The sequence below is a fragment of the Terriglobia bacterium genome, assembly GCA_020072645.1.
GTDB lineage: Bacteria > Acidobacteriota > Terriglobia > Terriglobales > Acidobacteriaceae > Angelobacter.
On record JAIQGK010000006.1, the window covers coordinates 66315 to 88838 of the forward strand.

Consider the following 22524-nt stretch of genomic DNA (forward strand, 5'->3'; position numbering starts at 1 on the left):
GCCAGCGACCGCGCATCGACGAATGACTCAAGACTTACCACAACGGTTCCAGTTCTTTACAGGCAAGCTGCGCGGTTATGCCTGCGAAGGCACCTTTCAGGTAGTGCTGTAGTCTGTTGGGCCTTTCCGAGTCTCGTCGAACCACGGCTATTAAGAAAAACCTGCAACTGAGCCGCCTTCTGCTCTTCACGTATGCTCATCGTGCGCCGGAATTGCCTCCTGTTTTGTCTGGCTCAACTGCCATGCCGTGGTCTGCCAGTTGTCTTTGGCGACGACGCCCTTGATCCAGGGCGGCAGATCAAGCCGCAAATAATTAGCAAGGGAAAGAGCATAAGGCTCATACAGGCGGCGCAGGCGGCGCAGCTCTTCCATCGCGTGGTCGCCATCGGCCAGAACAAAACCTTCGGCGTGCAGTCGCTTGCGGAGTTCATCCAGGGCTTCCGCGGGAAGGCGGTTGATTTTTTCTTCTTTTGCCGGGGGAGCGCTGAAGACCTGGCTCAGATCGACGAGCGCATGCCGAGCAATGGCGAAAGTCATCCGCGCTTGGTACTGGCACATGCCTTCAAGGCCGACCATGGCCAGAGAGCAAACGTCGAGAATGGCGGTGAGCGAAGCGATCCATGACTGGTTGTCATGCTGGGAGCGGAAGTACGCCAGCACAGGATAAGAAAGATGGCTTTCCATCAGATCGGCTGACCACATTTCCCAGTCTTGCAGTAATTCGGTAAGCGCTTCCATGCCGTGGACGCCGCTTTGCCGGCGCAGCAGTTCATACGCTGTGGGTGGCGAGCCGGCACGCGCATCGAGCAATGAGATGGTGACTTCGCGACGGGAAAACGCCTGATACAGCACCGGCAAATATCCGATGACGAGAGCCAAGTATCCGAAGCCGATTCCGGCCTCAAGAACGGTAATAAAACGTCCTAAACCAGAAGCGGGCAACACGTCGCCGAGGCCGAGGGTGAACAGGGTGGTGCCGCTCAGGTACATGGCATTGCCGAGATCGCTGGCGAAGAGCGCGCCAGAAAGCTTATCGTGAAGGCCATAATGCAGCAGCCCAAATCCCGCAACGAGCGTAAGCGCCCACAGAGCGAGCAGCAGAAGCAGGGAAAGCGGTCCATAATAGCTGAGCAGGGAATCGTGCTTCTTTTTGTTGCTGCGCAGGGAGGCAAGCCAAGTCCAGGGACGCCACGTGCTGCGATAGAAAAACCGGGTGAGCCGGAACTGGCGCGTGACGCGGCGCGGCAGCACGATGGTCTCAAAGGTCTCCCACAGGACCACGAGGATGAGCACAAGACCGAGAATGACGGCAAAAATTTTCACGAACCGGAATCTCCGCAGGCATTAGAGTATCTAAAATGCAGAAAGAACTCAGCTTTTAGTAACCAAGGCAAACTCAAAGGACTCCATTCTAAGTGAAATCGTTCATGCAACTGGTGGTTGGCCATCCTTATCTTGTGCTGCTGGCGTCCGGACTGCTGGAGCGTGTGGGCGCACCGCTGCTGTTTTCTCCCGTGCTGGTGGCCGCAGGAGCGCTGGCTGCGGGCGGCCATCTGCGCTTTGATGTTGCCGTCTGGATCGCGCTGGCCACCTGCGTTCTTGGCGACACGCTATGGTACGAGATTGGCAAGAAAAAAGGCGATCGCGTTTTGTCCATGCTTTGCCGCATTTCGCTGGAGCCGGATAGCTGCGTGCGCCGCTCAAAAGTGTTTTTTGAAAAAGGCTCCAACCGGACGCTGATTTTCTCCAAATGGCTGCCCGGCGTTTCCCACGTAGTACCCGCGGTCGCCGGACTTTCCGGCATCGAGCGCCAGCATTTCTTTATTACCAACACGGGCGGGTCAGCCCTGTGGATTGTGGTGCTGATGCTCGCCGGATATCTTCCTGTGGAGCGCATGCATGTAGCCTCTGCTGTAGGGCCGATCCTGTTTGAAGCAAGTCTGGCTGTGCTGGCGCTGAACGTTGGTATTAAGTACATGCAGCGCCGGCAGTTTTTAAAAGAACTCTATAAGTCGCGTATCACGCCGGAAGAGGTTCGCCAGATGCTGGATGCGGGCGAGAAATTCGTGATCCTCGATCTCCGCCATCCGCTTGATTCAATTGCCGACCCGCGAACTCTGCCGGGAGCCATCCGCGTGCTGCCCGCTGAAGTTACCAGCCGCGCAGACACGCTGCCAAAAAATCAGGAGATCATTCTCTACTGTACTTGACCGAACGAAGCCACGAGTGCCCGTGTGGCACAGCAACTTCAAAAACTTGGCATCATGCGCGTGCGCCCATTGCAGGGCGGCTTTGGCAGCTGGAAGGATCTTGGCTATCCCCTTGCCGATCCTACCGATGTTGCGTGGGCAGCGACCTTGCGCTGAACTTTACCTGACCTTGTTCATCTAACCATGTTTGCTTTTATGTCCTGCTCCGCCTGTTGGATGTTTTCCGGCTTGCCCAGGTCGCGCCAGTAATATTCGTCGGCGCGGAAGGCTTGAATCTTTTCACCCTGTGCTGCCAGCCGCAGATATGCCGGAACAATGGAGAAAATGCCATCTTCCGTGAGCAAAGGAAAAATCCGCGGCGAGATCACGTGGACGCCGGCGAATGCCCGTTCGGTCATTTGTGCTGACGCCCGAACGATCTCAGTCCTTTCTTCTTTCACCAACCGGCGGCCGCAAAGATTAACCTGCTCGTCAAACAGCAGGTAGCGCGACGTTTTACGCTCCTGGACGGCAAGAGTCGCCAGCGCTGCGCTTTGCTTGTGGACTTCAACCATGCGTTGAAGGTCGATAGTGCTGATGACATCAACGTTGTGAAGGATAAACGGCTCGTCCGTACCTTCGCCAAGGAACCATGCGGCTTTTTTCAGGCCGCCACCGGTATCAAGCAAAACATCTTCGCGGGAAAACTCAATGTGCATGCCGAAATTACCGGCGGCTTTTACGCGATCAATGACCATGTCAGCATAGTGATGCACGTTGATGATCACGTCGTGAATGCCGAAATCGCGCAACCGCGCGAGCGTGATTTCCAGCAGCGTGCGTCGGCAGACTTCAACCAATGCTTTAGGGCGATCGTTGGTCAGCGGACGCAGCCGCGTGCCCAGGCCGGCGGCCAGCACCATGGCTTTCATCGGCCCATTTTCTCCAACTCGATATGGCGCAGCACTACTTCCACTCCATCATTGGCGCGCAGATGTTTGGCCAGTTGCTCTGCCAGATACACGGAGCGATGTTGCCCGCCAGTGCAGCCGAAAGATGCTGTGAGGCTCTTGAAGCCGCGGCTCTGGTAATTGCTGATGCTCCCGTCGACCAGCGCCTCGGCATTTTTCAGGTACTCATCCACGCTTTTGTGTTGACGCAAATAATCGATCACCGGAGCGTCTTTGCCGGTGAGCATCTTGAATCGTTCTTCGCGTCCTGGATTGGGCAGGCTGCGCGCATCGAAAACAAATCCTCCACCGTGGCCAGTTTCGTCTTTTGGCGGGCCGCCGCGATGGAAAGAAAAACTAAAAATCCTTGCCACAAGTTTGTCTGTCGCGGGAGCAGGCAGCGGCGGCTTGTCAGCGACAGGACGGCCGCGACGATCACCTTCCGCCACCTGCGCCAGTAATTTCTGTGAAGCCACAATCCCCTGGAACGCGCTGGTCAACGCGGGCAAAGGAATCGGCAGCGTCGCATTTTCAAGCAGCCAGCGCAGATTCTTTATCGCATATGGCACGCTTTGCAAAAAGTGCGGTTTGCGTTCATAGAATCCGCGAAAGCCGTACGCGCCCAGCGCCTGCATGATGCGGACATAAACGAATGCATAATAATGATGCATGAAAGCGTCGCGCTCAATGCCAATCATGCCGCGCAGCGCGTCAGTGTAATGGTCCAGCAATTTCTGCCGCAACGCCGGAGGCAAGTCCGCCTTGGCGTCATAGAGCAGGGAAGCAATGTCATAGTGCAGAGCGCCTTTGCGTCCGCCCTGATAGTCCAGGAAAAACGGTTCGCCATTGAGCAGCATCACGTTGCGAGACTGGTAGTCGCGATAGAGAAAATAATCGCGCGGCGCGGTCAGCAGAAACTTGGTCAAGCGGCTGAAATCGTTTTCCAGCGCCTGCTCATTAAACGCGATCCCGGCCAGCCGCAGAAAGTAATACTTGAAATAATTCAGGTCCCAGGCAATCGACTGCCGATCAAAGCTCCCGCGCGGGTAGCAGACTTTGTAATTCAGGTCGCGACCAGCTTCCACCTGGAAGCGCGGCAGCGTCCGCACTACCTTTATATAGGCGTCCACCACCGCAGGGGCAATGTTCTCTCCCGCGCGATTCGCCACCAGAAACTCAAACAGCGTGGTGTCGCCCAGGTCCTGCTCCAGGTAAGCGCCGTGCCGCAGATCTTCGGCGTATATCTCCGGGACAGGCAGGCCGTGCCGCCGGAAATGCCGCGAGAATTCAATGAACGCGACATTCTCTTCCCGCACGTCATACAAAATACCGATCGCGCTCTGGCTCCCCGCCGAAAGCCGGATGATGACGCGACCTGAGCCTCCAAGCTGGCCCTGCAACGGCTGCACACGATCGGGCGGCGCGTGGAAGCGCTGCTCAAAGAGGCCTTTAAGAATGTCAATCGACATGGTTTCAGCGGGTCCCGGAGCGAATTTGGTGCAGGGTTAAAGATAACATCGCCGATGAATATTGTTTATGTTGCTCCGCCCCATCGTCTCCACCCCCAGCATGCCAAAACCGTGTCTAGTGTCGGCACATCCTTTACAGTTTGTATCGGGACATCCTTTACACTCTTAAAGTTTGGGAAACCGGGCTTGCTGGGGATCCCCGGGACTGCCGCATAAGGACGTTTACCGCACCGTCAGCACCGGGCACTGCGCTCCGGCAATGATGCGATACGCGGTCCGTTCCCGCAGGATTCCCGGCCTAAAGGCGTTGCGAATTCCCATGGCGATCAGGCCGGCTTTCTTTTCACGGGCCACGCGCAGCACGGTTTCAGCCGTATCGCCCATGGCCACAACAAACTCCGGGTTCAGGCCAGCCAGCGCGGAAAACTTTCTGGTCATGTTTTTGCGGACCGATTCAGTAAGCGCGTTTTCATCGGACGTGGTCGCTTCATCGCCAGGGAGCACGTGCAGCACCGTAATGGACGCGGCAAACTGCTGCGCCAGCATGGCAATGTAAGGCACCGCTTTCAGGCTAAGCTCTGAAAGGTTGGTAGGGAACAGGATCGGCTGAAACGGCGCGCCTGTGCTAGACGCCGCTTCCGGGCCCACCGTCAGAATCGGGCACATCACGCCGCGGCAAATCTCTTCCGTCACGGAGCCAAGCAGCATTTTCCGTAGTCCGGTGCGTCCACGCGTGCCGGCCACCACCAGATCAATGTCGGCCGTGCTCACCACTTTCAGCAGTTCGATCTTAAATTCGCCTTCCGCCAGCACCAGCGCGGGCTGCAGTCCTTTGAGTTCAGGCAAATCACGGAGAGCGGCCAGCCGCTGGGCAGCGTCCTTGCCGGCCGTTTCGTAAAGGTGCAAGTCGGCCAGCCCTGTTGCCAGCGGCGCTGTCGGCTCAATGTGGCACAGATGCAGGTTCGCTCCAAACGCGCGCGCAATCCTGGAGGCGTACGGCAGTGCCGCCAGTGATCCGGTGGAAAAATCCGTGGTAAACAGCACGTTCTTCAGCTTAGGACGGGTGGGTGTGATCAGAAGCGGCGCGGCCATAATTCACCTCGGCAAGAACGTTACTTCCTGCGCTATAGCGAAGCAGTGATGCAGATCACTCCCCGTGTCTTCTCGATCGTCCGTTTATTCCCGACCTTTCGATCTTGGCTGCTCTCCGCGTCTTCGTGCCTCGTGGCAGGTTTTGGTTTTCCGATTACGGCGATGACGGCGGATGACGTGCGATCACGGCGATTCCTCGTTTTCAATTTCGGCGATTTTTGGCAATCATGGCAATTTTGGCAATCTGGTGCCCCTCCCCCCATGCCTCAATTAGGATTGCAAAGGGTTTGCGCGATTCAACCCCGGGGATACCTCCGGATTGAACTGCACCTCTGAAGCGTTCCGACCTTTTGACCTTGGCTGTTCTCCGCGTCTCCGCGCCTCCTTGGTGAAGGTTCTCGGTTTTCCGATCACGCGCGATGTCGGCGATGACGCGCGATCACGGCGATTTTCCACCCCACCCCCCTATTTTCAAGGTCGTGTTGCAAACAAAGCACTTCCGCTATTCGACCCTTGGGTGGCCCTTGCGTGGCCCTTGCGTGGCCCTTGGGTGGCCCAAGGGTGACCCAAGCGTCACCCAATCCCAATCCCAGTCAGGCAGAGGGTCGCAACCCTTTCACCCAGTACCAAATACCAAGCACCAGCCTTCCGGCTAATTGCCAATTGCCAATTGCTATCTGCTAGTTTTCAATGATCAGACCCACTTCTACCCCTGAGGGCACTCGTATCCTAGCGGGTTTCGATGAGCGAATCAATTACGAATTAGGACAATATGAAACCCGCCCAGTGGACCCATCCCACGCTCCGCAATCCCTGGCCGTTGTCTGCAAACGGCCGGAAAAACTGTGCGTCAATTTCATGCCATTCCAGCAGAAATTCGGCTTGATTCGTCCTATAATGCCACCGATTTAGCTCCAATTCAGTGGGTGATCCATGGGCGTTATCCTTTCCCTGCGTGACATCGCCGATGCCATCGAATCCCAAAGCAATGAAGGCGCGGCCTATGTGAACCCAGAAACCGGGGAAATTGTTCAGGTGAGTGAAGACGAACTTGCTTTGGTGGAAGATGAAGTCGCAGACGAAGACCTTCCGCAGTGGCAACGCGAGGCGATGCCCAAGATACGCGAGGCCCTGGAGAGTGACCGCTTTCTGGCCTTGCCGGACCGCTTTGAAGTCCACGAGTGGGCCATCATGGAACGTTTCTCCCTCGAGCAGAATGAGAGCGCCCGCAAAGTTCTGGTCAGCGCTATTCACGGCTCCGGAGCTTTTCGCCACTTCCGCGGCGCCGTTGAACGGCTCGGACTGCTGGATGCCTGGTATCGCTATCGTCAGGAAGCGATTGAGCAAATCGCCCGCGACTGGCTGGAAGAACACAAGCTTGTGTACAAGTGATGGGACAATCGGCCATACGCCTGCGCTCAAAACTAAAATCCGGCAACGCCGGCCCAAGGCTTTGCTTGATCCTATTGCATTCTGGGGGCGCCCGCTCTCTCATTTCTTTCTCGTCCTGAGCGATGCGCGCGTGAATGCGCGCGCGAGTCGAAGGATCCCGGTGCAGCCTGTTGTAACCATGCAACTTCAGGGCGTTCTACCGAAACATTTTCCTGCGAACGCCTCTTTATGATGCTGCATGGGAGACGACGCACCTTCGGGCTTCTTGGACTGCGCCGTTCGCAGGCATTCCCTGGGGACCAATTTATACCGTCCAGTCATTGTGGGTGAATCTTAAGGGCGGGCATGATCTTACGCCAGAGGCAGCAACGGCTCTTCAGCTTCCTATCGACAAGAGCACGCTCTATCCCGAAGCGCGCAGGGCTGCGGGGGCGTAAAAGCGCGCAGGTCGACAACCCTTCGCAGCGAACACTCACTTTGCGGTTGTGGGGGGCGGCGGCTCCTCATTGGAGATATCAACCACGCAACGCCATTGGCCGTCCGCATCATGCCGCCAGATTGAGACACCGCGATAATGCATGGTCATCAGCGCCGCGCCCTTTGGGCTGGGCACGGTCACTTCATCGGTGCCGGGCATGTAGGCCATCTTGCCGTCCGGCGAGAACACCGGTTTGTCCGACTTCCAGTGGATCTTAAAGCCGGGCGTCTTCACGCTTTCCGTAACGTAGGCTCGCAGCGCAGCCTTGCCTTTGATAATGGGCTGTCCGGGAAATATGAGCGAGGCGTCATCGCTCCAGTAGGAGATGATCTTCTCCACGTCTTTTCCGTCGCTGGCCAGGTCGGCCCATTCCGCGTCCATCTTCAGTAGCTTCGCGCCTTCGGCATCAGCGTCAAAGGGGCGCGGTGAACAAGCTGACAGTGAGAGCACCAGGGCAAGCAGAGCCACGAGAGGAAAGACGGGAAATCGGTTGTTAGGCATGGTGCGGAGTATACATGGAAGAGGATGGTTTCGATTTCCCATGTGCCGGCGGCCCTAAGTTCCTGCATTAGGGAAATTAATTTCTTAGAATGAATGTAGTACTCCTATGTCCCGTTTGCAGAATCTCATAGGCCTCATTACCTAAGAAAAGCCTTATTCACATACAAGCGCATCCAGATGCCGCAACTATGGCGCTGGGGAATATTGGTTTGAGTAGTTTCGTATACAGCAGGCAGATGATTTCATTTCTTTGTCAGGAGTTTTCAAGCCCTCGCTTTTTCGCTTGATGGCTGTCCGGAAGACGGTTTTTCACGAAGCCACCCCAACCTCGACACCCGGCGTTTCGCCGGGTGTCTTTTTTGTTTTTTGTGCAGAGGCGACGCGGTACGGAAGCCCGCGAGGGCTTTCGCGCGTCGGGTCTGCACGGTAGCATTCCCGCCCTGACTAACTAAGTCGCGATCGCAACGGTATACAATCCTCCCACTTCCCGCATGCACAGAATTGGAGCCACCACCGTGGACGACAGCAGACGCAGATTGATTTGGCACGGCATGTTCCTGTTTTTGCTGGGACTGCTGACGGGTTTCATGGAGACGAAGTTTGCCAATCCTCGCATGGGACTGGCCGCGCACTTGGAAGGCGTAATGAACGGAACGTTTCTCATCGCGCTGGGCGCGGTGTGGATGGAAGTGCGGCTCAGTGCAAAACTCAAGGCTGCGGCGTATTGGACCGCGCTTTATGGAGCTTACGTAAACTGGGCGGCCACAGCGCTGGGAGCGGCATTGGGTGCGGCTGCGCTCTCTCCCATTACCGGCGCGGGACACAACGCGCTGCCCTGGCAGGAGACGCTGATGACCGCATTGTTTATGTCAGTAGGGCTGGCGATTGTCGGGTCGGCGGTGCTGGTGCTTTTGGGATTGCGGCGCGGGGCTGCCGCGGTAGTTCCCGCCGCAGTGCCGCGTTACGGACACATTCCTGACTAACATCCGCATAGACCGCATGTACACGCCCTCTGGTCTTGCTTTCCATCAGGCTGGCAGCAGACTGCGACTGGGCGTGCGCGACCAGCGCAACACATGCGGTGAACATCGTAAGTGGTAGGAATCGGTATCTCATGGCGGCCCGGCAGCTCCTCCCCGGGGCGTTTTCGGAATGTGCAAAGGCATCACCGCCCTGCGAAGTGTGCTCTTCTATACAGCTACTCTCAATACCGTGTGTTCTAATCAAGCAATGGATACAAAGACCCAAAATCCCCAGATGTGGATCAACCCTAAATCGAATTTCACTGGCGGGGCGCATGCAGCTGAGTACGGTGAAGGGCAAAGTACGCACAACTCACGGTTCCTGGAACTGGCTGATGTGGTTTTATCCAAAGATAAGCCAGCCAAAGCCAAGGCAGCCGCCGCCGGTCAAGATTCCAAAAAGTAGCGCTCATACCCTTCCGCCAAACTCAAAACAGACCAATGGGCCTTCCAGCGGGCATTTTCCACTTGAAGGTGGCCATTCCAGTTCCATTTCAGAGCTAATGCAGAGTCAGAATGAGAATCGCCCTTGCTAAAGTTCAAAATGCTCCCTTTTTACAGGAATTTTAACTTTGGCCCCTTTTACTTATGGATTTTAAAGATATTCCAGTGGTAATATCTGCTTCGCTTTCACCCCGAATTTCATAAGAAAGGACTCCTGCATGGCGCTGGTTCTGTGCACTGGCGTCGATCCCTCGGTCGTACGCACCAGGCAACTTATTCTGGAACGAGCAGGCCATGTTGTGGTCTCTGCGCTGGACGAATCCACTTTGATCCAGGCATGCCGGCAGCATAAATTTGATGTTGCTGTTGTGGGCCAGACAGTCTCTCCCAAAATCAAGCGGCGCATTGCGGGGCTGATCCGCGAGAGCTGCCGCGGCGCCAAGTTGCTGGAGCTTTATACCGTCTCCAGCGGCAGAGTGCTGGATGACGCCGATTCATGGCTGGAGGTTCTTGCTGACGTGCCGCAGGAACTTGCTACAAGGGTTGGGGCGCTTGCGGGTCGATGATCGCAACCCCGAGCCTGAAGCGGCACAGGCCTAAATCGATTGTAGTTATCGCAACATTCCTCTTCGCCGCCACAATCATTGCTCTTATTACCGGCGGTAGTTTGCTTTTTCCTGGTCCTCTGCTGGATCGCCTATGGAAATTCAACCCGCAGGGCGCGGCGCTATTTCGCTCCATCGGCAGAGTTTCCGGCGTGTTCCTGGTGGCGCTCGGTGTTGGCACGTTCTTTGCTGCACTTGGATTATTGCGCGGTCGGCGCTGGGCGTGGTGGTTTGGCGTCTGCCTTTTCGCCGTCGATGCCAGTGGCAATCTTGTCAGCTATTTTCTTACCCATGACGCGCTGCGTTCATCCACCGGCGCAATCATCTCCGCGTCATTTTTATTTTTTCTGTGTCGCTATCCCGTTCGCGATTATTTCCGTCGCCAGGCGCTCACGCCAAACCATAAGCCATAGAACGCCAGCAGCAGAAGTCCGGCGATTGCGCCCGCCGGGGGAGGCACCGGGGTTCGCTTACCGGCGCCTTTGCCGGTTCCATTATGGAATTGGATGCGTCGTACTTAACCCGTACGGCTTAAACAAGACCGCGCGAAACGCGCGAAAAATTAGCTTTTTTCATTGAAAAGGGCCTGAAAACTGGAGATAATCAGTGCACCACATGCCCAAAAAATCTGATAAACAAACAGAGGTCTCCAAAGACCTTTGGATAGCACCGCGTTATAGCTTGAAGGGACCGGCTGGCGAACGCGCCTGGGAAAACCGTCCCGGTGGCGCGCCCAACAGCAGCCGTTTTCTTGAACTGGCGGATATCGCGCTTGGCGTCAAAAAGCCCGCAGCCAAGAAAAAACGCACAGCAGGCGCCAGCGCCCATCAGACTGCCAAGACTGAACCCTACTCTGGCATGGATTACGGTGCGAAAGACAATCCCAGAAGATAATCAGGGCGAGCGTAATACGCTCAAAGCCATCAGAGAAGAAAACTATTGCGGATGATTTGCTGACTGCAAAGTCTGCGAAACTGTCTTGCCATAGTCGCGCAGCTTATCAAGCGAGGCCGCGAGGCTGTCAGCCTTTTCCGTAAGGCCACGTGCGCGGGCCACGGAGATCACCTGTTCGGCCTCCATACTCAGCCGCTCCAGCGTGCTCACTAGATATCCCAGCGCGTCCGCGTGCGGCTTCCACAAATAAGCTGAACTCGCTTTATGGTTGTATTCATCCACTTCAATGACCATGCGCGCAAGATAGGCCACAATTGTCATCATCACGTTGGCGTAATCGGCCCGAAAACTTTTTTCCGTTTGATAGTCGGCTCTGAACGATTCCACCTCGGCCGTTGACAGCGTGATCTTTGAGTTCTTTACCGGAAAAACGTGGGCGACCTTCGGGTCTGACGAGCGCACGTGCTCGCGGATGATCTGGCGCGCGCTTTGAAGTTTCCCTTCCTGGACGGCATTGTGTACGGCTTGCGACGGCGCAACCGCCAACACTTCAGTGGTTAGATTCTTACCGGAGTTTCCCGATGGCCCCGTTGCTGTAGGAGCGGATGAGTTAAAAGTTGTGGCGGGTGGACCGGTCCTCTGCGTTACGGTGTTTGCCTGCGGAATTGTGGGGCGCGGCGGCTGTGCCGTTTCCTGCGCCGCACGGGCCGGCTGCCGTGGGCTTCCTGCCGCGGACATTCTGACCGGACGCCTGCTGTCCACGGCCTTTTTATAGCGGGATACCTTGCGGAATTCGTCCTGGGCTGACTGATAATCTTCTTTCAGGATCTCACTGGTTTCCACTTCACTAAGATTTTTTACGGTAATGTCGCCTTCAACTTTTGAGAGCAGGCTGCCGCCTTCTTTTTGTACGGTCTCGGCAAATGTCTTGATCTGCATGGCCGCGTCGTGGAATAGCTCGTCGAACTTGCGCCCAAAAATGTCGTTCCAAACAGCCAGCGTGGCCAAAGAATCGGGATGATAAAACGATTTTCCCAGTGACAGCTTCAGTTCGCGCACGCGCTGCACGATTCCTGAATCAATGATCTGGTCAAAGTGGCGGAACTCTTCCAGCTCCTGGTAGAGATATTCAAATTCCTGCAACAGCGCAACGTGCTCCGGCGGCATGGCTTCTGAAGGCACGTCAACCAGGGCGCGGTACAGATCAGCCTCAAAGGCCAGCGCCGACTGTGAGATAAAAGCGTAGGAACTATCAACTTCCGGCCGATGCCACGCCGGCGGAGTATCACCCTGAGCGGGCATGCGAAAAAGATGCGTGATGATGCAATCGGTCTTGTCGCGATCACCGGAGCGCTGTGATGCTTTAACCGTGAAATAACGCAGCAACGCGTGCGCGGTTTCTAATCCGGGCAAGGTTTTGAGAGCGTCGCGCACCAGCGGCGGCGTGAGCGCCAGATCCAGCAGATTGAGCCACAGCTTGAATTCAGGGATCAGATCGGAGGCATTTTCCGTCGCGTCTGAGATGTTCTTGATCTCAAGCGGAACGGGCACACTGTGTCCCAGGCTTTTTTCGAGCAACCCCAGATAAAAGGTGTGAACGACTTTTAAATCTTGCAGTTCCTTAAGGGAATCCTGGACCAACGTATACTCCTGCCCCTTTCTCGATTTCGTATCATTGCCGTGGGGGTGAGCAGCCGGAAATTGCCGCTAGTTTAAACCAGCTCAATCCCTGGAAACAATCGGGTACTCCCCAAAGCCAACAGTGATCGAGCCGTAACTAATTAAGTTACAAGTACTTAGCCTTTTGTGACTATGGACTTAAGGTCTATTTCCCGCCCAGCAGCATCTTGGCGATGGTCTGCAACTGCATGTTGGACGTGCCTTCATAGATCTTGCCGATCTTCGCGTCGCGATAATATTTTTCGACGGGATAATCCTTGGTGAATCCATAGCCGCCATAAATTTCCACCGCCAGAGAAGCCACGCGCTCCGCCACCTGCGAAGCAAACAACTTGGTCATGGCGGCTTCCTTCACAAAATTCATTCCTGCGTCCTTCATGCGCGCCGCGTTATAAACCAGCATCTTCACGGCCTCAATTTCTGTGGCCATCTGCGCCAGTTGGAACTGGATACCCTGGAAGTCTGAAATACTCTTGCCGAATTGCTTGCGTTCCTGCGAATACTTGAGTGCGCTTTCCCATGCTCCGCGGGCCAGTCCCAGCATCTGCGCGCCAATGCCGATGCGCCCTTCATTCAGCGTCTCAATGGCAATCTTGTATCCCTTGCCGACTTCGCCCAGAACGTTCTCCTTCGGCACGCGGCAATCTTCCAGAATCAACTCGCAGGTGCTGGAAGCGCGGATTCCGAGCTTATCTTCTTTCTTGCCGACGGTGAATCCAGGAAAATCTTTTTCCACGATGAAGGCTGTGATGCCCTTGTAACCAGCGGCGGGATCAAGCGTGGCAAACAGGATGAATACGCCAGCTTCCTTGCTGTTCGTGATCCAGAGCTTGCGGCCATTCAGGACATACTCGCTACCCTTCAGTTGCGCTCGCGTCTGCATGGCGAAGGCGTCTGAACCGGACGAAGCTTCACTCAGGGCGTAAGCGCCCACGGTGTTGTTCGTCATCTTTGGGAGATAGCGGCGCTTCTGTTCTTCTGTGGTCCAGCGCAGCAGCGCGTTATTGCACAGCGTGTTCTGCACGTCAACAATCACGCCCGCGGAAGCATCCACGCGCGAAATTTCTTCCACTGCAAGAATCGCCTCAAAGAATTTTCCGCCTGCTCCGCCGTATTGCTCTGGAACTTCAATGCCCATCAGCCCTAGCTGAAAGAATTGGTCTATCAACTCGCGATCAAAAACGCCCTTCTCATCCATCTCGCGGACTTTGGGGCGGAGCGCCTGATCGGCGAACTGGCGCACATTGTCACGAAAGAGAATTTCATCATCGGTAAGCGCGACCAACGGCTGAGGTGGAGGAGCGATCTGGGTCGAAGTCTGGGACATAAGATGATCCTTTTGAGAGACTCAGGGAAACCTAAAATTGTATCAGGTTAGCCTACGAGGTATTTATTTGGAGAGGCCCATTGAAGGGCTGCTATCGGCCACTTTAAAAATTTTCTGATCCTCAGGGTGGCCCTGTCTTTTTCTCTTTCAAGCCAGAGACGTTAAGAAGCTTAGGGGAAAAATTCCTTATTGTTTCTGCTGGATTTGTGTCACACTGCGTAAAATCTGCAATTTTCCATCAATCAATTAAAGGACGATTCGACTATGTCTGCCACACCTGAAGCCGGACAAGCCCATGAAATAGCCCGCCTCAAGTCTTTGTATCGCACCGCTAACGCCCGCAAATACCTGAGTCCGGAAACCCAGAACGCTGAGTCTGACAATGAAGACCAGAAACGCGCGAAGGCTGCGTTGCGGGCAAAACAGCGTGAAAACGAGGCCTTCAAGGAACGTCTTCGGGCGCGGTTAAAAGATCTCGGCATCGGCAAGGACGAAATCGACCAGCCCGACGCTGGCGTTGCCTTGATGGTGCCCACCCCGAGCAAGAAGCTGGCAAAAGCTCGTACCGCCATTCTGGTTGTTCACGGAATCGGCGAACAGAATCCTTATGAAACCCTTGATCAGTTTGGTCGCAATCTGATGCGGTATTTGTCTTTTGAGGGCGGAATCAACGATTTGCAAATCGCGGCGGACCGTTATGACCACAATGATTCAACCGAGGCCCGAATACGATTAAAGACCCAGGCTTTTGGCCCTGACCCGAATACCGAGGGTTTGATTGATATTTATGAGTACTACTGGGCGCCGCAGACGGAAGACAAAATCAGCTATCGTGAAACTCTGGCGTGGCTGATCAAGACAACGCTTACGCCTATACGTCTTTTCAATGAAAACCTGCGCGAAATGAGCAATGGGAGCGAATCCCGCCACACCAGTGACCAGCTTGACGAAAGCGATGAGCCGCTCACTGGGGCCACAGTTTTTATGCGTGAAATCCGGCGCATAGTCCTGATCCATGTCCCTTTGTTATTTGTGCTTGGCGGTCTTCTATATCTGGTGCCGCAAACCATCAAGTTGCCGGACGCCGTAAAGGGCATTCTTGAAAGCTGGACCGCAAAGCACATGTTCGCTAAGGGTGTCATGACGTTCTGCTTTGTCTGTGGCCTGGCGCTGAACCTTGTTGTAATGAAACAAGCCTGGCAAGCCTGGTTACGGCGCAAGCGGCAACAACCCGTGATGGTGGTGCGGAGCTGGATTTGGCAGACTTTCGTGCTCGGTCTGCTTTTTGTAGCTGCCGGCATCGCTGTTGGCTACATGTGGTCTGTCAGCCTTCGCGATTATTTTTCTCCCCTGCTGAATGTGAACGTTCTGCTCTTTGTAGTGGCGGCTGGTTTTGCCCGGCTGGTGCAGTTCTTTTTTGCCAGCTTTATCGGCGATGTGGCCGTTTATACCAATGCAGACGCCAAGGCCAAAAATTTCCTGATTCGCAAGGCAATCCTCGCGGGTTCCACAAACGCTGTGATTCGGCTGTTGCAGGAAAAAAATGTGGCACAGGCGAACGATCCCTATGATCAGGTCATCGTCGCTGGCCACTCGCTGGGCAGCGTAATTGCCTATGACACGCTCAATCAGCTCTTGAACAAGCGCTACTCGCGCGAAGACCAGATCGTGGGATGCGTGCCTCCAAAAACAAGAGTTACCCAGGACGAACTCAACAAGATTCTTGGATTAGTTACCTTCGGATGTCCGCTGGATAAAGTCCACTACTTCTTCCGGGAAAACGTCCCCGCGCATCAGGCAATCCGAGCACAACTACTTCAGTTCCTGCAATCCTTCAGAAAGCGGCCGTCCAACTATGACTATGGTCTCTATAGATTGCAACGGTATGACGCCAGTGGTTTGAATTCCGTGTTGTGGCTCAATGCCTGGTCCAAGCAGGACCCGGTAAGCGGAGCATTGCATTTCTACTCGGGCCTCACGCGCCGCCATTTCAAGTACAAAATCCCCATCTACGCACATCTCAGTTACTGGGAAGACCTGCGCTTTTACGAGTTTTTTGCTGAACCCATGCTGTTGGGAAATCAGGCAGCTCTGAAACAGAAAGCGATGCGAGCAGCAGTGTAAGCTCAAGGCGGTCTGTAAAGTTTATAACGGGCCGCACTTGACGCGCTCCGCTCTTACCAAGTTTAATGCCAAGCATGCGCGTAGCCTTTTTAGGTCTTGGAATTATGGGGCGGCCCATGGCCGCCAACCTGGTGAAAGCCGGACATGAAGTGACGGTCTGGAACCGCACGCCCCGTGACGTTGAGGGGGCCAAAACCGCTGCCACGCCCGCTGAAGCAGCCAAAGACAAAGACGCCGTGTGGGTTTGCGTCTCTGATACCAAGGCAGTACAGGCTGTCTTGTTTGGTCCGGGCGGCGCGATTGAAGGCCTTACCAGCGGCACGGTTGTTGTTGACTCCAGCACCATCTCGCCTTCCGCCAGCCTGTTGTTCATGGAAGGCTTGCAGGAAAAGGGCTGCGAATTTCTTGATGCTCCAGTAACTGGGTCGAAGGTGGCGGCGGAGAGCGGCCAGCTGATTTTTATGATTGGCGGCGCGCCGCACAACATTGAGCGTGTTGAGCCATGTCTCCGCGCCATGGGCAAGAAAGTGATTCACATGGGCGACAACGGCAAAGGCCTTTCCGCCAAGCTGGCGCAGAACATGAACATCGTCTTTATCTATGAAGGCCTGTGCGAGAGCCTGACGCTGGCCAAGAAGCTGGGCGTGCCGGCGGAAAAGATGTTTGAGTTGATCGAGTCGTCAATGATCCGCTCCGGCGTGGCCGAATACAAAAAGCCGTTTATCCTCAACCAGGATTACTCGCCCAACTTCCCGCTCAAGCTGATGCATAAAGACATGCACCTGATGATGGACGCCGCAAAAGAAAACGGCGTGGAGCTGCCTGGACTCACCAAGATCGATGAAATCTACGAAGAGGCCAGCAAGGATGGCCACGACGACCTGGACTATGCCGCGACGATCATGTTGCTGGAAGAGCGCGCAGGATTACGGCTGAAAGGGAAGCAGTCGTAACAGCTCACATTTGCGGCGTCGGCGAGAAGCGTCCTTCCATTGGGCTCATCTTCAACATCTTTCGCGCTAATTTGCCAAGCGCGGATAGTCTGCCCACTCGCCGCGTCCTGCCCTTGATGGCGTAGATAATCGCAATTATCAGCGTACCTACCCACATTGCCATAAAACCTGGCCAAACACGGGAATAATAAAAATGCTGGAGGAAAATCAGGCGGTTTTCCGCTGCTTGGTGGAAAACCGTGGTAAGGATCGTGGTAAACCAGAACACTATCTTTTGCCACAAAAGACAAAAATTCGCCGGCTGAGTCTTGGCGGAGAAGACCAAGCCGGCGAGTGATGCTGAGACCTACAGCGAGCGAAGGAAGTTCACTAGATCCTGCTGCTGTTGTTGGGTCAGGCTATTGAAAGTATTGATGACCTGGGTAGCCTCAGAGCAAACCTGCCCTGTGGCGCAAGGTCCGGCATGCAATTCAATGGCAGCCACAATGTCACTGGTGCTGCCGTTATGCAGGAAGAAGATCCGCTGGCCTGCGCCCCAAAGCGGCGCGGTGCGAAATTCGTCGCTTCCCGCCACGCCCTGGCTTATGCCGTCAGCCAGTCCCGGCCCCATGTGATGCAACGCGAAATCCGAGAATGGATGGAACTCCACCTGGTTCAGAGGAGCCAGATTTGACTTGGCAGTGTGGAGCGAATCGGTATGGCATAACACGCAGCCGATGCCAGTGTTCGCCGTTCCGGTAGAACCGGGAACAACTGTACCAAACAGTGCCTGGCCACGCAGCGCGGAGGCGCCGAGCGCCTGGCAGCTGTTTTGGCTGGTGAAGAAATCACACGGCTGTGCCGGCGCATTCAGCCGCATGAAGATGGTGAAGTTTTCAATCAAAGAAGAGATCTCGCTGGCATCGTCACCTGCGTTGCCCCCTGGGGGGATGATGACGTGCGTGTTATCTTCCGGAGTAGCGTTGGTTGCGCAGCCACTGTTGGTTCTTTCGTTGGTGAAAAGCTCGTTGGTGATGCCCATTTCCACGTTGGAAGCTTCACCGGAAAACATCAGCATGGATTTGTTCTGCGCCTTCCAGCCAAACTTGGTGATGGTGCCGTCATTGCCGCTGGTGTTGAAACGCCCTTTTATGCCCAAAGAGCTTTTGATCGTGCCCAGGGCAGCAAGATTTTTTGTCAGGATGTCCTCTGACGCGTTCTCGACAAAGCCTTCGCCGAAGGTCGGAATGGGAATGCGGAAGGAGACGTTTCCGTTCTGGAGCTGGGTGGCAAAGTCCGGCTGTTTCAGGTTGCAGCCAATCGGCGCATCCGTGCGGCCGGTAATGGTAAACAGATCGTGCACGCCGCCGTCGGGGGTGCCGTCAGCGTTGCGCACAAAGCGCGCTTCCAGAGCGGGAGCGTTCACCGTGAGGAAGCTAGGGATGATGTTGCTTGCATTGTCCAGATTGGCGATGGCTCGCTGCGGATTCGGAGTTGGACTGCTGCCGCCGATCACCGGCTGCGAATGGCAGAGAAGACAGCTGTTGCCATTGAAAGCGGGCCCAAGTCCGAGCAACGGCTCGCCGGTGAGCGTGCCTTTTACCGAAACTGTGTCACCAAAAAGGACTAGCCCATCAAACCAAAACGTGTTCTGGTCAGGGGGAAGTCCGAAAATCGGGTTTCCTGCTCCGTTAGGGGGTTGCGGGCCTTGACGCACACCGGGATCGACCGCCGCGGGTGTGCTTTGCGCCCGTGCGGTTTTCAGGTTGAGCGAAAGCAGCATTGCCGCCGTTAGACAATACAACAGCACTCGAAGCAGTGGATTTTGCAAAGCTCCGTGAATGTGGGGAACCTTCATAACGTTTCGTCCTTTCAATCTATGTTCCGTTAGGGCCGTTGCAGAAACTCTCTGCAAGTTTGGGTGAGTTGGTGTTGTGCGCACTTTCCAGCGGAGCTGTTTGGCAACAGCGAAATCGGCCAAACCAGCAACTCACATTGTGAGTTGGATTTTTGAATGAAGGTTGAAAGGCACTAAGAAAAAGTTTGCCGGAATTCCAAAACGGCACGGGTCGCGAGTATCAGATTGGGAATGTGGAATGTTTCAAATTGAAATCGATTGCCTCTGCGTAGATTTACGCGCGCAGATAGCGCAGATAGATAACAAACCTGCGGGGTGGAAGCGAGTGGACAACAATGAAAGAAATCGCCGCACACCCCGTAGCGCGGCTGTATGCAGTGAAGTCAGGGCTTGGCCGGCGCCGGCGACGGATTCGCGCTGCTGCTCTCCTCGGGAATTGTGAGAGAAGCGTTAGCTGTTCCAATCAGCCCGGTTACGTTGTCTCGCACGCCCACCCGCAAAAGATAATCTCCGGGCTGTAGCGCGAGGGCATCGCGGCAAGGAAAAAAGCCCTTCATGATCTTGGCGTATGCATCAGCATTCAATGCTCCGCCCATCTTCTGTGCTTCCGTGGCGACCGGCTTATCAGGATTCTTCCTGGCGAACGCGCGGACGGCGCACTCCATATTCACTGCCCGCAGACCACTGGTAGGCAGGCTAGTCCGGTTTCGCCACAAACTGATACCCCAGCCCTCGGACCGTTATCAGGTGCTTCGGTTTGGTGGGATCATCTTCAATATAGCGGCGCAAGCGCACGATGAAATTATCAATCGCGCGCGTATCGGTGTCCTCTTTCAGGTCCCAGACCCGCTCCAGGATTTCTTTACGCGCCACTGGACGCCCGCCATTGCGGATGAGATAGCGGAGCAGCTCCGTTTCCATCAGCGTGAGCTGAAAGACTTGTTTGCCATTGTGCAGCTGCAATTTCTGGAAATCAACTTTCTTTCCGGCAAAACTGAACTCGTCCGCCGCTGCGGGCGTGGCTTCTTTCGCGGCTTGCAGCCAGTTCTTCCGTCGCAACAGCCCGCCGATGCGGGCCACAAGAATATCCAGATTAAAGGGCTTGGGCAGATAGTCGTCCGCGCCGGATTCAAATCCTTTCAGTATGTCTTCTGGGCGTCCGCGGGCCGTGAGCATCAGGATAGGCGCAAAATTTTGCCGCTGGCGCAGTTCATGGGCCACGGCAAATCCGTCCTTGCCCGGCAGCATCACGTCCAGCAATACCAGATCATAAGACTGGTTCCGGGCCAGCATGCGGTCCAGAGCATCTTCACCGTCCTCCGCAATTTCCACCTGATGGCCCTCTGCCTCCAGGTTGAAGCGCAGTCCTTCAGCAATGTGCGATTCGTCTTCGACAACCAGAATGCGGCTCATACGTGATAAACCCTCGGCAGGCGAAGCGTGAACGTGCTGCCGCGTCCTTCGCCTTCGCTTTCAGCAAACGCTTCACCGCCGTGGCGTCGCGCAATGGAACGCACAATGAACAGTCCAAGCCCCGTCCCTTTTACTTGTCCCGTGGCTTGGCTGTGCACGCGATAAAAGCGTTTGAAAATGCGCTTGAGTTCGCGGCGCGGTATACCCACGCCATTGTCATGGACGCGCAGTATCACCGTGTCAATGTTTGGTGTTGCCACCTCTACGGTGATCGAAGGCTGCTGGCCGGAATATTTCACGGCATTCTCAATCAGATTGGCTACCGCTGTTCGCAACTCTTCAGGATTGCCCAGCAGCGTGATCGGCTCCGGCGGTGCGGCGCCAAAGCGCAACGTCTCAGCGGAAAGATGATGGCGTAGCCGCGCCAGTTCCAGACTTTCTTCAACAATGGCAGTGAAATCGACGTCCTTCCAGCGGTCGCGCGATCGACGTTGGCGGATTTCTCCGGCGCGCAACACCTGTTCCACCGTGCTCATGAGACGATCAGTGTCATCGAGCATCAGGCGATAAAAATCGCGGCGCTGATCGTCGGTCAACGTTCGGCGCTCCAGCGTTTGCAGATAGAGACGGATGGAAGTGATGGGTGTCTTCAGTTCGTGGGTAACGGCGTTCAGAAAGCTGTCTTGCTGTTCACTGCGGCGGATTTCGCGGACAAGAAAGATCGTATAGAGCACCAGTCCGGCAATAATCAGGCTGAAGAAGATGATGCCCAGCACCATCGGCACCACATTGCGCCAGTTATGTACCAGCCAGACGATGTTGAGATAAATGGCCAGCCCCACCAGGCAGGAACCCAGCGTGATAAAGAATGCGATTGTCTTGGCGCTGCTTCGGATGCGCATGGTCGCTGTGCAAATTGTAAAGGAAGGGGAAGGGTTTCAGGCGCAGATTTCCACGGCAGCTATGAACGCAGATCAGCAGGGAAGTCTTGCCACGAAAAAAAGTTTAGGGCGATACGTAGCCGCATCGCCCTTAAAACTTCGTGTTCCTTTGTGTCCTTCGTGGTTAAGTTCTAATCATCCCCTGAAGCGGTCGCAGAAAATGTTTCCAGCGGCACCTTGGCTGGCTTGATTTTTACGGCTTCCTTCAGCTTGGGCGCTTTTACGTCCCAGATAAGGCCCATGGCGCGCAGCGCGCAGATACCGTACCAGTTCAGGTCAATTTCATACCATGCCAGACCGTGGCGGGCCGCCTGAGGATGAGCGTGGTGGTTGTTGTGCCAGCCTTCGCCAAATGTCAGCAGCGCAACCCAGAAGCTGTTCTTGGACGTGTCCCCGGTCAGGAAGCGCTGTGAGCCCCACATATGCGTGGCGGAATTTACCAGCCAGGTAAAGTGAAGACCCATCACCGTGCGGAAGAAGATTCCCCAGAGCATCACAGACCAGCCGCCCACGGCCAGTAGCACAAGACCCAGGACGGTGATCGGTACCCAATGCCATTTGCTGATGAACGTATGGAATTTGTCTTTGCGAAGATCGGGGATATAGGGCAACAGCGCGGCGGAATGATTGTGCAGCGTGCGCCCGGTGATGATCCAGCCCATATGCGACCAGAAGCCGCCATCGCGAGGAGAGTGCGGATCGCCTTCCACGTCAGTATTCTGGTGATGGACGCGGTGTGTCGCCACCCAGAAAAACGGACCGCCTTCCAGCGCCAGCGTGGCGCAGAAGGTAATGAAGTATTCGAACCACTTATAGGTCTTGAATCCACGGTGCGTGAGCAGCCGGTGATACGCAATGCCAATCCCAAGGCTCCCGGCAACCCACCACAAAAACAGCGAGATGAAAAACGCCTTCCACGTAAACATAAAGAGCGCTGCGACCGCGCCTATGTGGAATGCAACCATGAAAAAAGTGGTGAGCTTCCCGATTGGTTCCCGAAACGTTCTATCCCGCTTGAAAAAATTCACGAGTGTGAGTCTCCTTGGTGGTTCGTGCGTGCCTATTTGATTCAAGCCTACCAGCAGGGAAGCGGACGGATTGTAATACTTCTGTAATCGTGGGGCCGGAAGGATAAGTCCAAAGGAATTGGGCGCGGTACTAAAGTGCACACATCACCTGGAAACGCGGTCTATCCTTGGGAAGCCGCCTTTCA

The 22524-nt window shown here is 55.3% G+C and carries 22 protein-coding genes; 10 read left to right on the top strand and 12 right to left on the bottom strand.

All coding sequences use genetic code 11. The annotated features are described in order from the left end of the window. Positions 1-186: 186 nt before the first annotated feature. Positions 187-1323 (bottom strand): potassium channel family protein, encoded by a 1137-nt coding sequence (locus LAO76_10335; GenBank protein MBZ5491317.1) that lies wholly within the window; start codon positions 1321-1323, stop codon positions 187-189. A gap of 92 nt (positions 1324-1415) precedes the next feature. Here LAO76_10335 and LAO76_10340 point away from each other — a divergent pair, with 92 nt between their 5' ends. Further along, positions 1416-2210 (top strand): VTT domain-containing protein, encoded by a 795-nt coding sequence (locus tag LAO76_10340; protein ID MBZ5491318.1) that lies wholly within the window; start codon positions 1416-1418, stop codon positions 2208-2210. Positions 2211-2383: 173 nt separating this feature from the next. Here LAO76_10340 and LAO76_10345 read toward each other — a convergent pair whose 3' ends face one another. The 3 genes from LAO76_10345 to LAO76_10355 all read right to left on the bottom strand — a co-directional run bounded on the left by LAO76_10345 (position 2384) and on the right by LAO76_10355 (position 5700). After that, a complete protein-coding gene (locus LAO76_10345) occupies positions 2384-3121 on the bottom strand; it encodes a nucleotidyltransferase family protein (protein MBZ5491319.1) in 738 nt (245 codons plus the stop codon). Next, positions 3118-4608: a phosphotransferase gene (locus LAO76_10350; GenBank protein MBZ5491320.1), complete on the bottom strand. Its 1491-nt coding sequence runs from the start codon at positions 4606-4608 to the stop codon at positions 3118-3120. Before LAO76_10350 ends, LAO76_10345 begins: the two co-directional genes overlap by 4 nt. Before the next feature lie 222 nt (positions 4609-4830). After that, positions 4831-5700, bottom strand: a complete 870-nt coding sequence (locus tag LAO76_10355) for a universal stress protein (GenBank protein ID MBZ5491321.1) — start codon at positions 5698-5700, stop codon at positions 4831-4833. 933 nt (positions 5701-6633) lie between these two features. On the opposite strand from LAO76_10355, the gene LAO76_10360 reads away from it, so the two are divergent. After that, positions 6634-7092, top strand: a complete 459-nt coding sequence (locus LAO76_10360; GenBank protein ID MBZ5491322.1) for a UPF0158 family protein — start codon at positions 6634-6636, stop codon at positions 7090-7092. Positions 7093-7564: 472 nt separating this feature from the next. On the opposite strand, the gene LAO76_10365 is transcribed toward LAO76_10360, so the two are convergent. Continuing rightward, positions 7565-8071 (bottom strand): DUF4440 domain-containing protein, encoded by a 507-nt coding sequence (locus LAO76_10365; GenBank protein MBZ5491323.1) that lies wholly within the window; start codon positions 8069-8071, stop codon positions 7565-7567. A 515-nt stretch (positions 8072-8586) separates the two neighbouring features. Between LAO76_10365 and LAO76_10370 the strand changes: the two genes are divergently transcribed. The 5 genes from LAO76_10370 (at position 8587) to LAO76_10390 (ending at position 11036) form a co-directional block, all read left to right on the top strand. After that, positions 8587-9054, top strand: coding sequence for a hydrogenase (locus LAO76_10370; protein MBZ5491324.1), 468 nt, complete (start codon positions 8587-8589; stop codon positions 9052-9054). Between the two features lie 169 nt (positions 9055-9223). Continuing rightward, positions 9224-9499 (top strand): hypothetical protein, encoded by a 276-nt coding sequence (locus tag LAO76_10375; GenBank protein ID MBZ5491325.1) that lies wholly within the window; start codon positions 9224-9226, stop codon positions 9497-9499. A 256-nt stretch (positions 9500-9755) separates the two neighbouring features. Further along, a complete protein-coding gene (locus tag LAO76_10380; protein ID MBZ5491326.1) occupies positions 9756-10103 on the top strand; it encodes a hypothetical protein in 348 nt (115 codons plus the stop codon). Continuing rightward, positions 10100-10555, top strand: a complete 456-nt coding sequence (locus tag LAO76_10385; protein MBZ5491327.1) for a hypothetical protein — start codon at positions 10100-10102, stop codon at positions 10553-10555. Before LAO76_10380 ends, LAO76_10385 begins: the two co-directional genes overlap by 4 nt. Before the next feature lie 202 nt (positions 10556-10757). Further along, complete coding sequence (locus LAO76_10390; GenBank protein ID MBZ5491328.1) at positions 10758-11036, top strand: hypothetical protein; 279 nt, start codon at positions 10758-10760, stop codon at positions 11034-11036. A 42-nt stretch (positions 11037-11078) separates the two neighbouring features. Here the strand turns inward: LAO76_10390 and LAO76_10395 are convergent, their stop codons facing one another. Further along, entirely contained in the window at positions 11079-12677 is a 1599-nt protein-coding gene (locus tag LAO76_10395; GenBank protein ID MBZ5491329.1) for a hypothetical protein, read from the bottom strand. Positions 12678-12861: 184 nt separating this feature from the next. After that, positions 12862-14043 (bottom strand): acyl-CoA dehydrogenase, encoded by a 1182-nt coding sequence (locus tag LAO76_10400; GenBank protein MBZ5491330.1) that lies wholly within the window; start codon positions 14041-14043, stop codon positions 12862-12864. Between the two features lie 264 nt (positions 14044-14307). On the opposite strand from LAO76_10400, the gene LAO76_10405 reads away from it, so the two are divergent. The 3 genes from LAO76_10405 to LAO76_10415 all read left to right on the top strand — a co-directional run bounded on the left by LAO76_10405 (position 14308) and on the right by LAO76_10415 (position 17457). Next, positions 14308-16167 carry a hypothetical protein gene (locus LAO76_10405; protein MBZ5491331.1) on the top strand — a complete coding sequence of 620 codons (1860 nt, stop codon included), beginning with the start codon at positions 14308-14310 and terminating at the stop codon, positions 16165-16167. Between the two features lie 116 nt (positions 16168-16283). Further along, a complete protein-coding gene (locus LAO76_10410; protein MBZ5491332.1) occupies positions 16284-17120 on the top strand; it encodes an NAD(P)-dependent oxidoreductase in 837 nt (278 codons plus the stop codon). A gap of 193 nt (positions 17121-17313) precedes the next feature. Further along, entirely contained in the window at positions 17314-17457 is a 144-nt protein-coding gene (locus tag LAO76_10415; GenBank protein MBZ5491333.1) for a hypothetical protein, read from the top strand. Between the two features lie 9 nt (positions 17458-17466). Here the strand turns inward: LAO76_10415 and LAO76_10420 are convergent, their stop codons facing one another. The 5 genes from LAO76_10420 to LAO76_10440 all read right to left on the bottom strand — a co-directional run bounded on the left by LAO76_10420 (position 17467) and on the right by LAO76_10440 (position 22276). Next, positions 17467-18957: a thiol oxidoreductase gene (locus LAO76_10420; protein ID MBZ5491334.1), complete on the bottom strand. Its 1491-nt coding sequence runs from the start codon at positions 18955-18957 to the stop codon at positions 17467-17469. A 383-nt stretch (positions 18958-19340) separates the two neighbouring features. Further along, positions 19341-19622: a hypothetical protein gene (locus LAO76_10425; protein MBZ5491335.1), complete on the bottom strand. Its 282-nt coding sequence runs from the start codon at positions 19620-19622 to the stop codon at positions 19341-19343. Positions 19623-19653: 31 nt separating this feature from the next. Further along, the gene (locus LAO76_10430; GenBank protein ID MBZ5491336.1) at positions 19654-20370 is read right to left on the bottom strand and encodes a response regulator transcription factor; all 717 of its coding nucleotides are present in this window, start codon (positions 20368-20370) and stop codon (positions 19654-19656) included. Further along, entirely contained in the window at positions 20367-21272 is a 906-nt protein-coding gene (locus LAO76_10435) for a HAMP domain-containing histidine kinase (GenBank protein ID MBZ5491337.1), read from the bottom strand. The genes LAO76_10430 and LAO76_10435 overlap by 4 nt, the downstream gene beginning before the upstream one ends. A 170-nt stretch (positions 21273-21442) precedes the next feature. Then, the gene (locus LAO76_10440) at positions 21443-22276 is read right to left on the bottom strand and encodes a fatty acid desaturase (protein ID MBZ5491338.1); all 834 of its coding nucleotides are present in this window, start codon (positions 22274-22276) and stop codon (positions 21443-21445) included. Positions 22277-22524 lie beyond the last annotated feature (248 nt).

Coding starts and splice junctions, on each gene's coding strand:
- LAO76_10345 (MBZ5491319.1), bottom strand. CDS start 3,121: ATGAAAGCCATGGTGCTGGCCGCCGGCCTGGGCACGCGGCTGCGTCCG.
- LAO76_10350 (MBZ5491320.1), bottom strand. CDS start 4,608: ATGTCGATTGACATTCTTAAAGGCCTCTTTGAGCAGCGCTTCCACGCG.
- LAO76_10355 (MBZ5491321.1), bottom strand. CDS start 5,700: ATGGCCGCGCCGCTTCTGATCACACCCACCCGTCCTAAGCTGAAGAAC.
- LAO76_10360 (MBZ5491322.1), top strand. CDS start 6,634: ATGGGCGTTATCCTTTCCCTGCGTGACATCGCCGATGCCATCGAATCC.
- LAO76_10365 (MBZ5491323.1), bottom strand. CDS start 8,071: ATGCCTAACAACCGATTTCCCGTCTTTCCTCTCGTGGCTCTGCTTGCC.
- LAO76_10375 (MBZ5491325.1), top strand. CDS start 9,224: ATGTGCAAAGGCATCACCGCCCTGCGAAGTGTGCTCTTCTATACAGCT.
- LAO76_10380 (MBZ5491326.1), top strand. CDS start 9,756: ATGGCGCTGGTTCTGTGCACTGGCGTCGATCCCTCGGTCGTACGCACC.
- LAO76_10385 (MBZ5491327.1), top strand. CDS start 10,100: ATGATCGCAACCCCGAGCCTGAAGCGGCACAGGCCTAAATCGATTGTA.
- LAO76_10390 (MBZ5491328.1), top strand. CDS start 10,758: ATGCCCAAAAAATCTGATAAACAAACAGAGGTCTCCAAAGACCTTTGG.
- LAO76_10400 (MBZ5491330.1), bottom strand. CDS start 14,043: ATGTCCCAGACTTCGACCCAGATCGCTCCTCCACCTCAGCCGTTGGTC.
- LAO76_10405 (MBZ5491331.1), top strand. CDS start 14,308: ATGTCTGCCACACCTGAAGCCGGACAAGCCCATGAAATAGCCCGCCTC.
- LAO76_10410 (MBZ5491332.1), top strand. CDS start 16,284: ATGGCCGCCAACCTGGTGAAAGCCGGACATGAAGTGACGGTCTGGAAC.
- LAO76_10415 (MBZ5491333.1), top strand. CDS start 17,314: ATGCTGGAGGAAAATCAGGCGGTTTTCCGCTGCTTGGTGGAAAACCGT.
- LAO76_10420 (MBZ5491334.1), bottom strand. CDS start 18,957: ATGAAGGTTCCCCACATTCACGGAGCTTTGCAAAATCCACTGCTTCGA.
- LAO76_10425 (MBZ5491335.1), bottom strand. CDS start 19,622: ATGGAGTGCGCCGTCCGCGCGTTCGCCAGGAAGAATCCTGATAAGCCG.
- LAO76_10430 (MBZ5491336.1), bottom strand. CDS start 20,370: ATGAGCCGCATTCTGGTTGTCGAAGACGAATCGCACATTGCTGAAGGA.
- LAO76_10435 (MBZ5491337.1), bottom strand. CDS start 21,272: ATGCGCATCCGAAGCAGCGCCAAGACAATCGCATTCTTTATCACGCTG.
- LAO76_10440 (MBZ5491338.1), bottom strand. CDS start 22,276: ATGGTTGCATTCCACATAGGCGCGGTCGCAGCGCTCTTTATGTTTACG.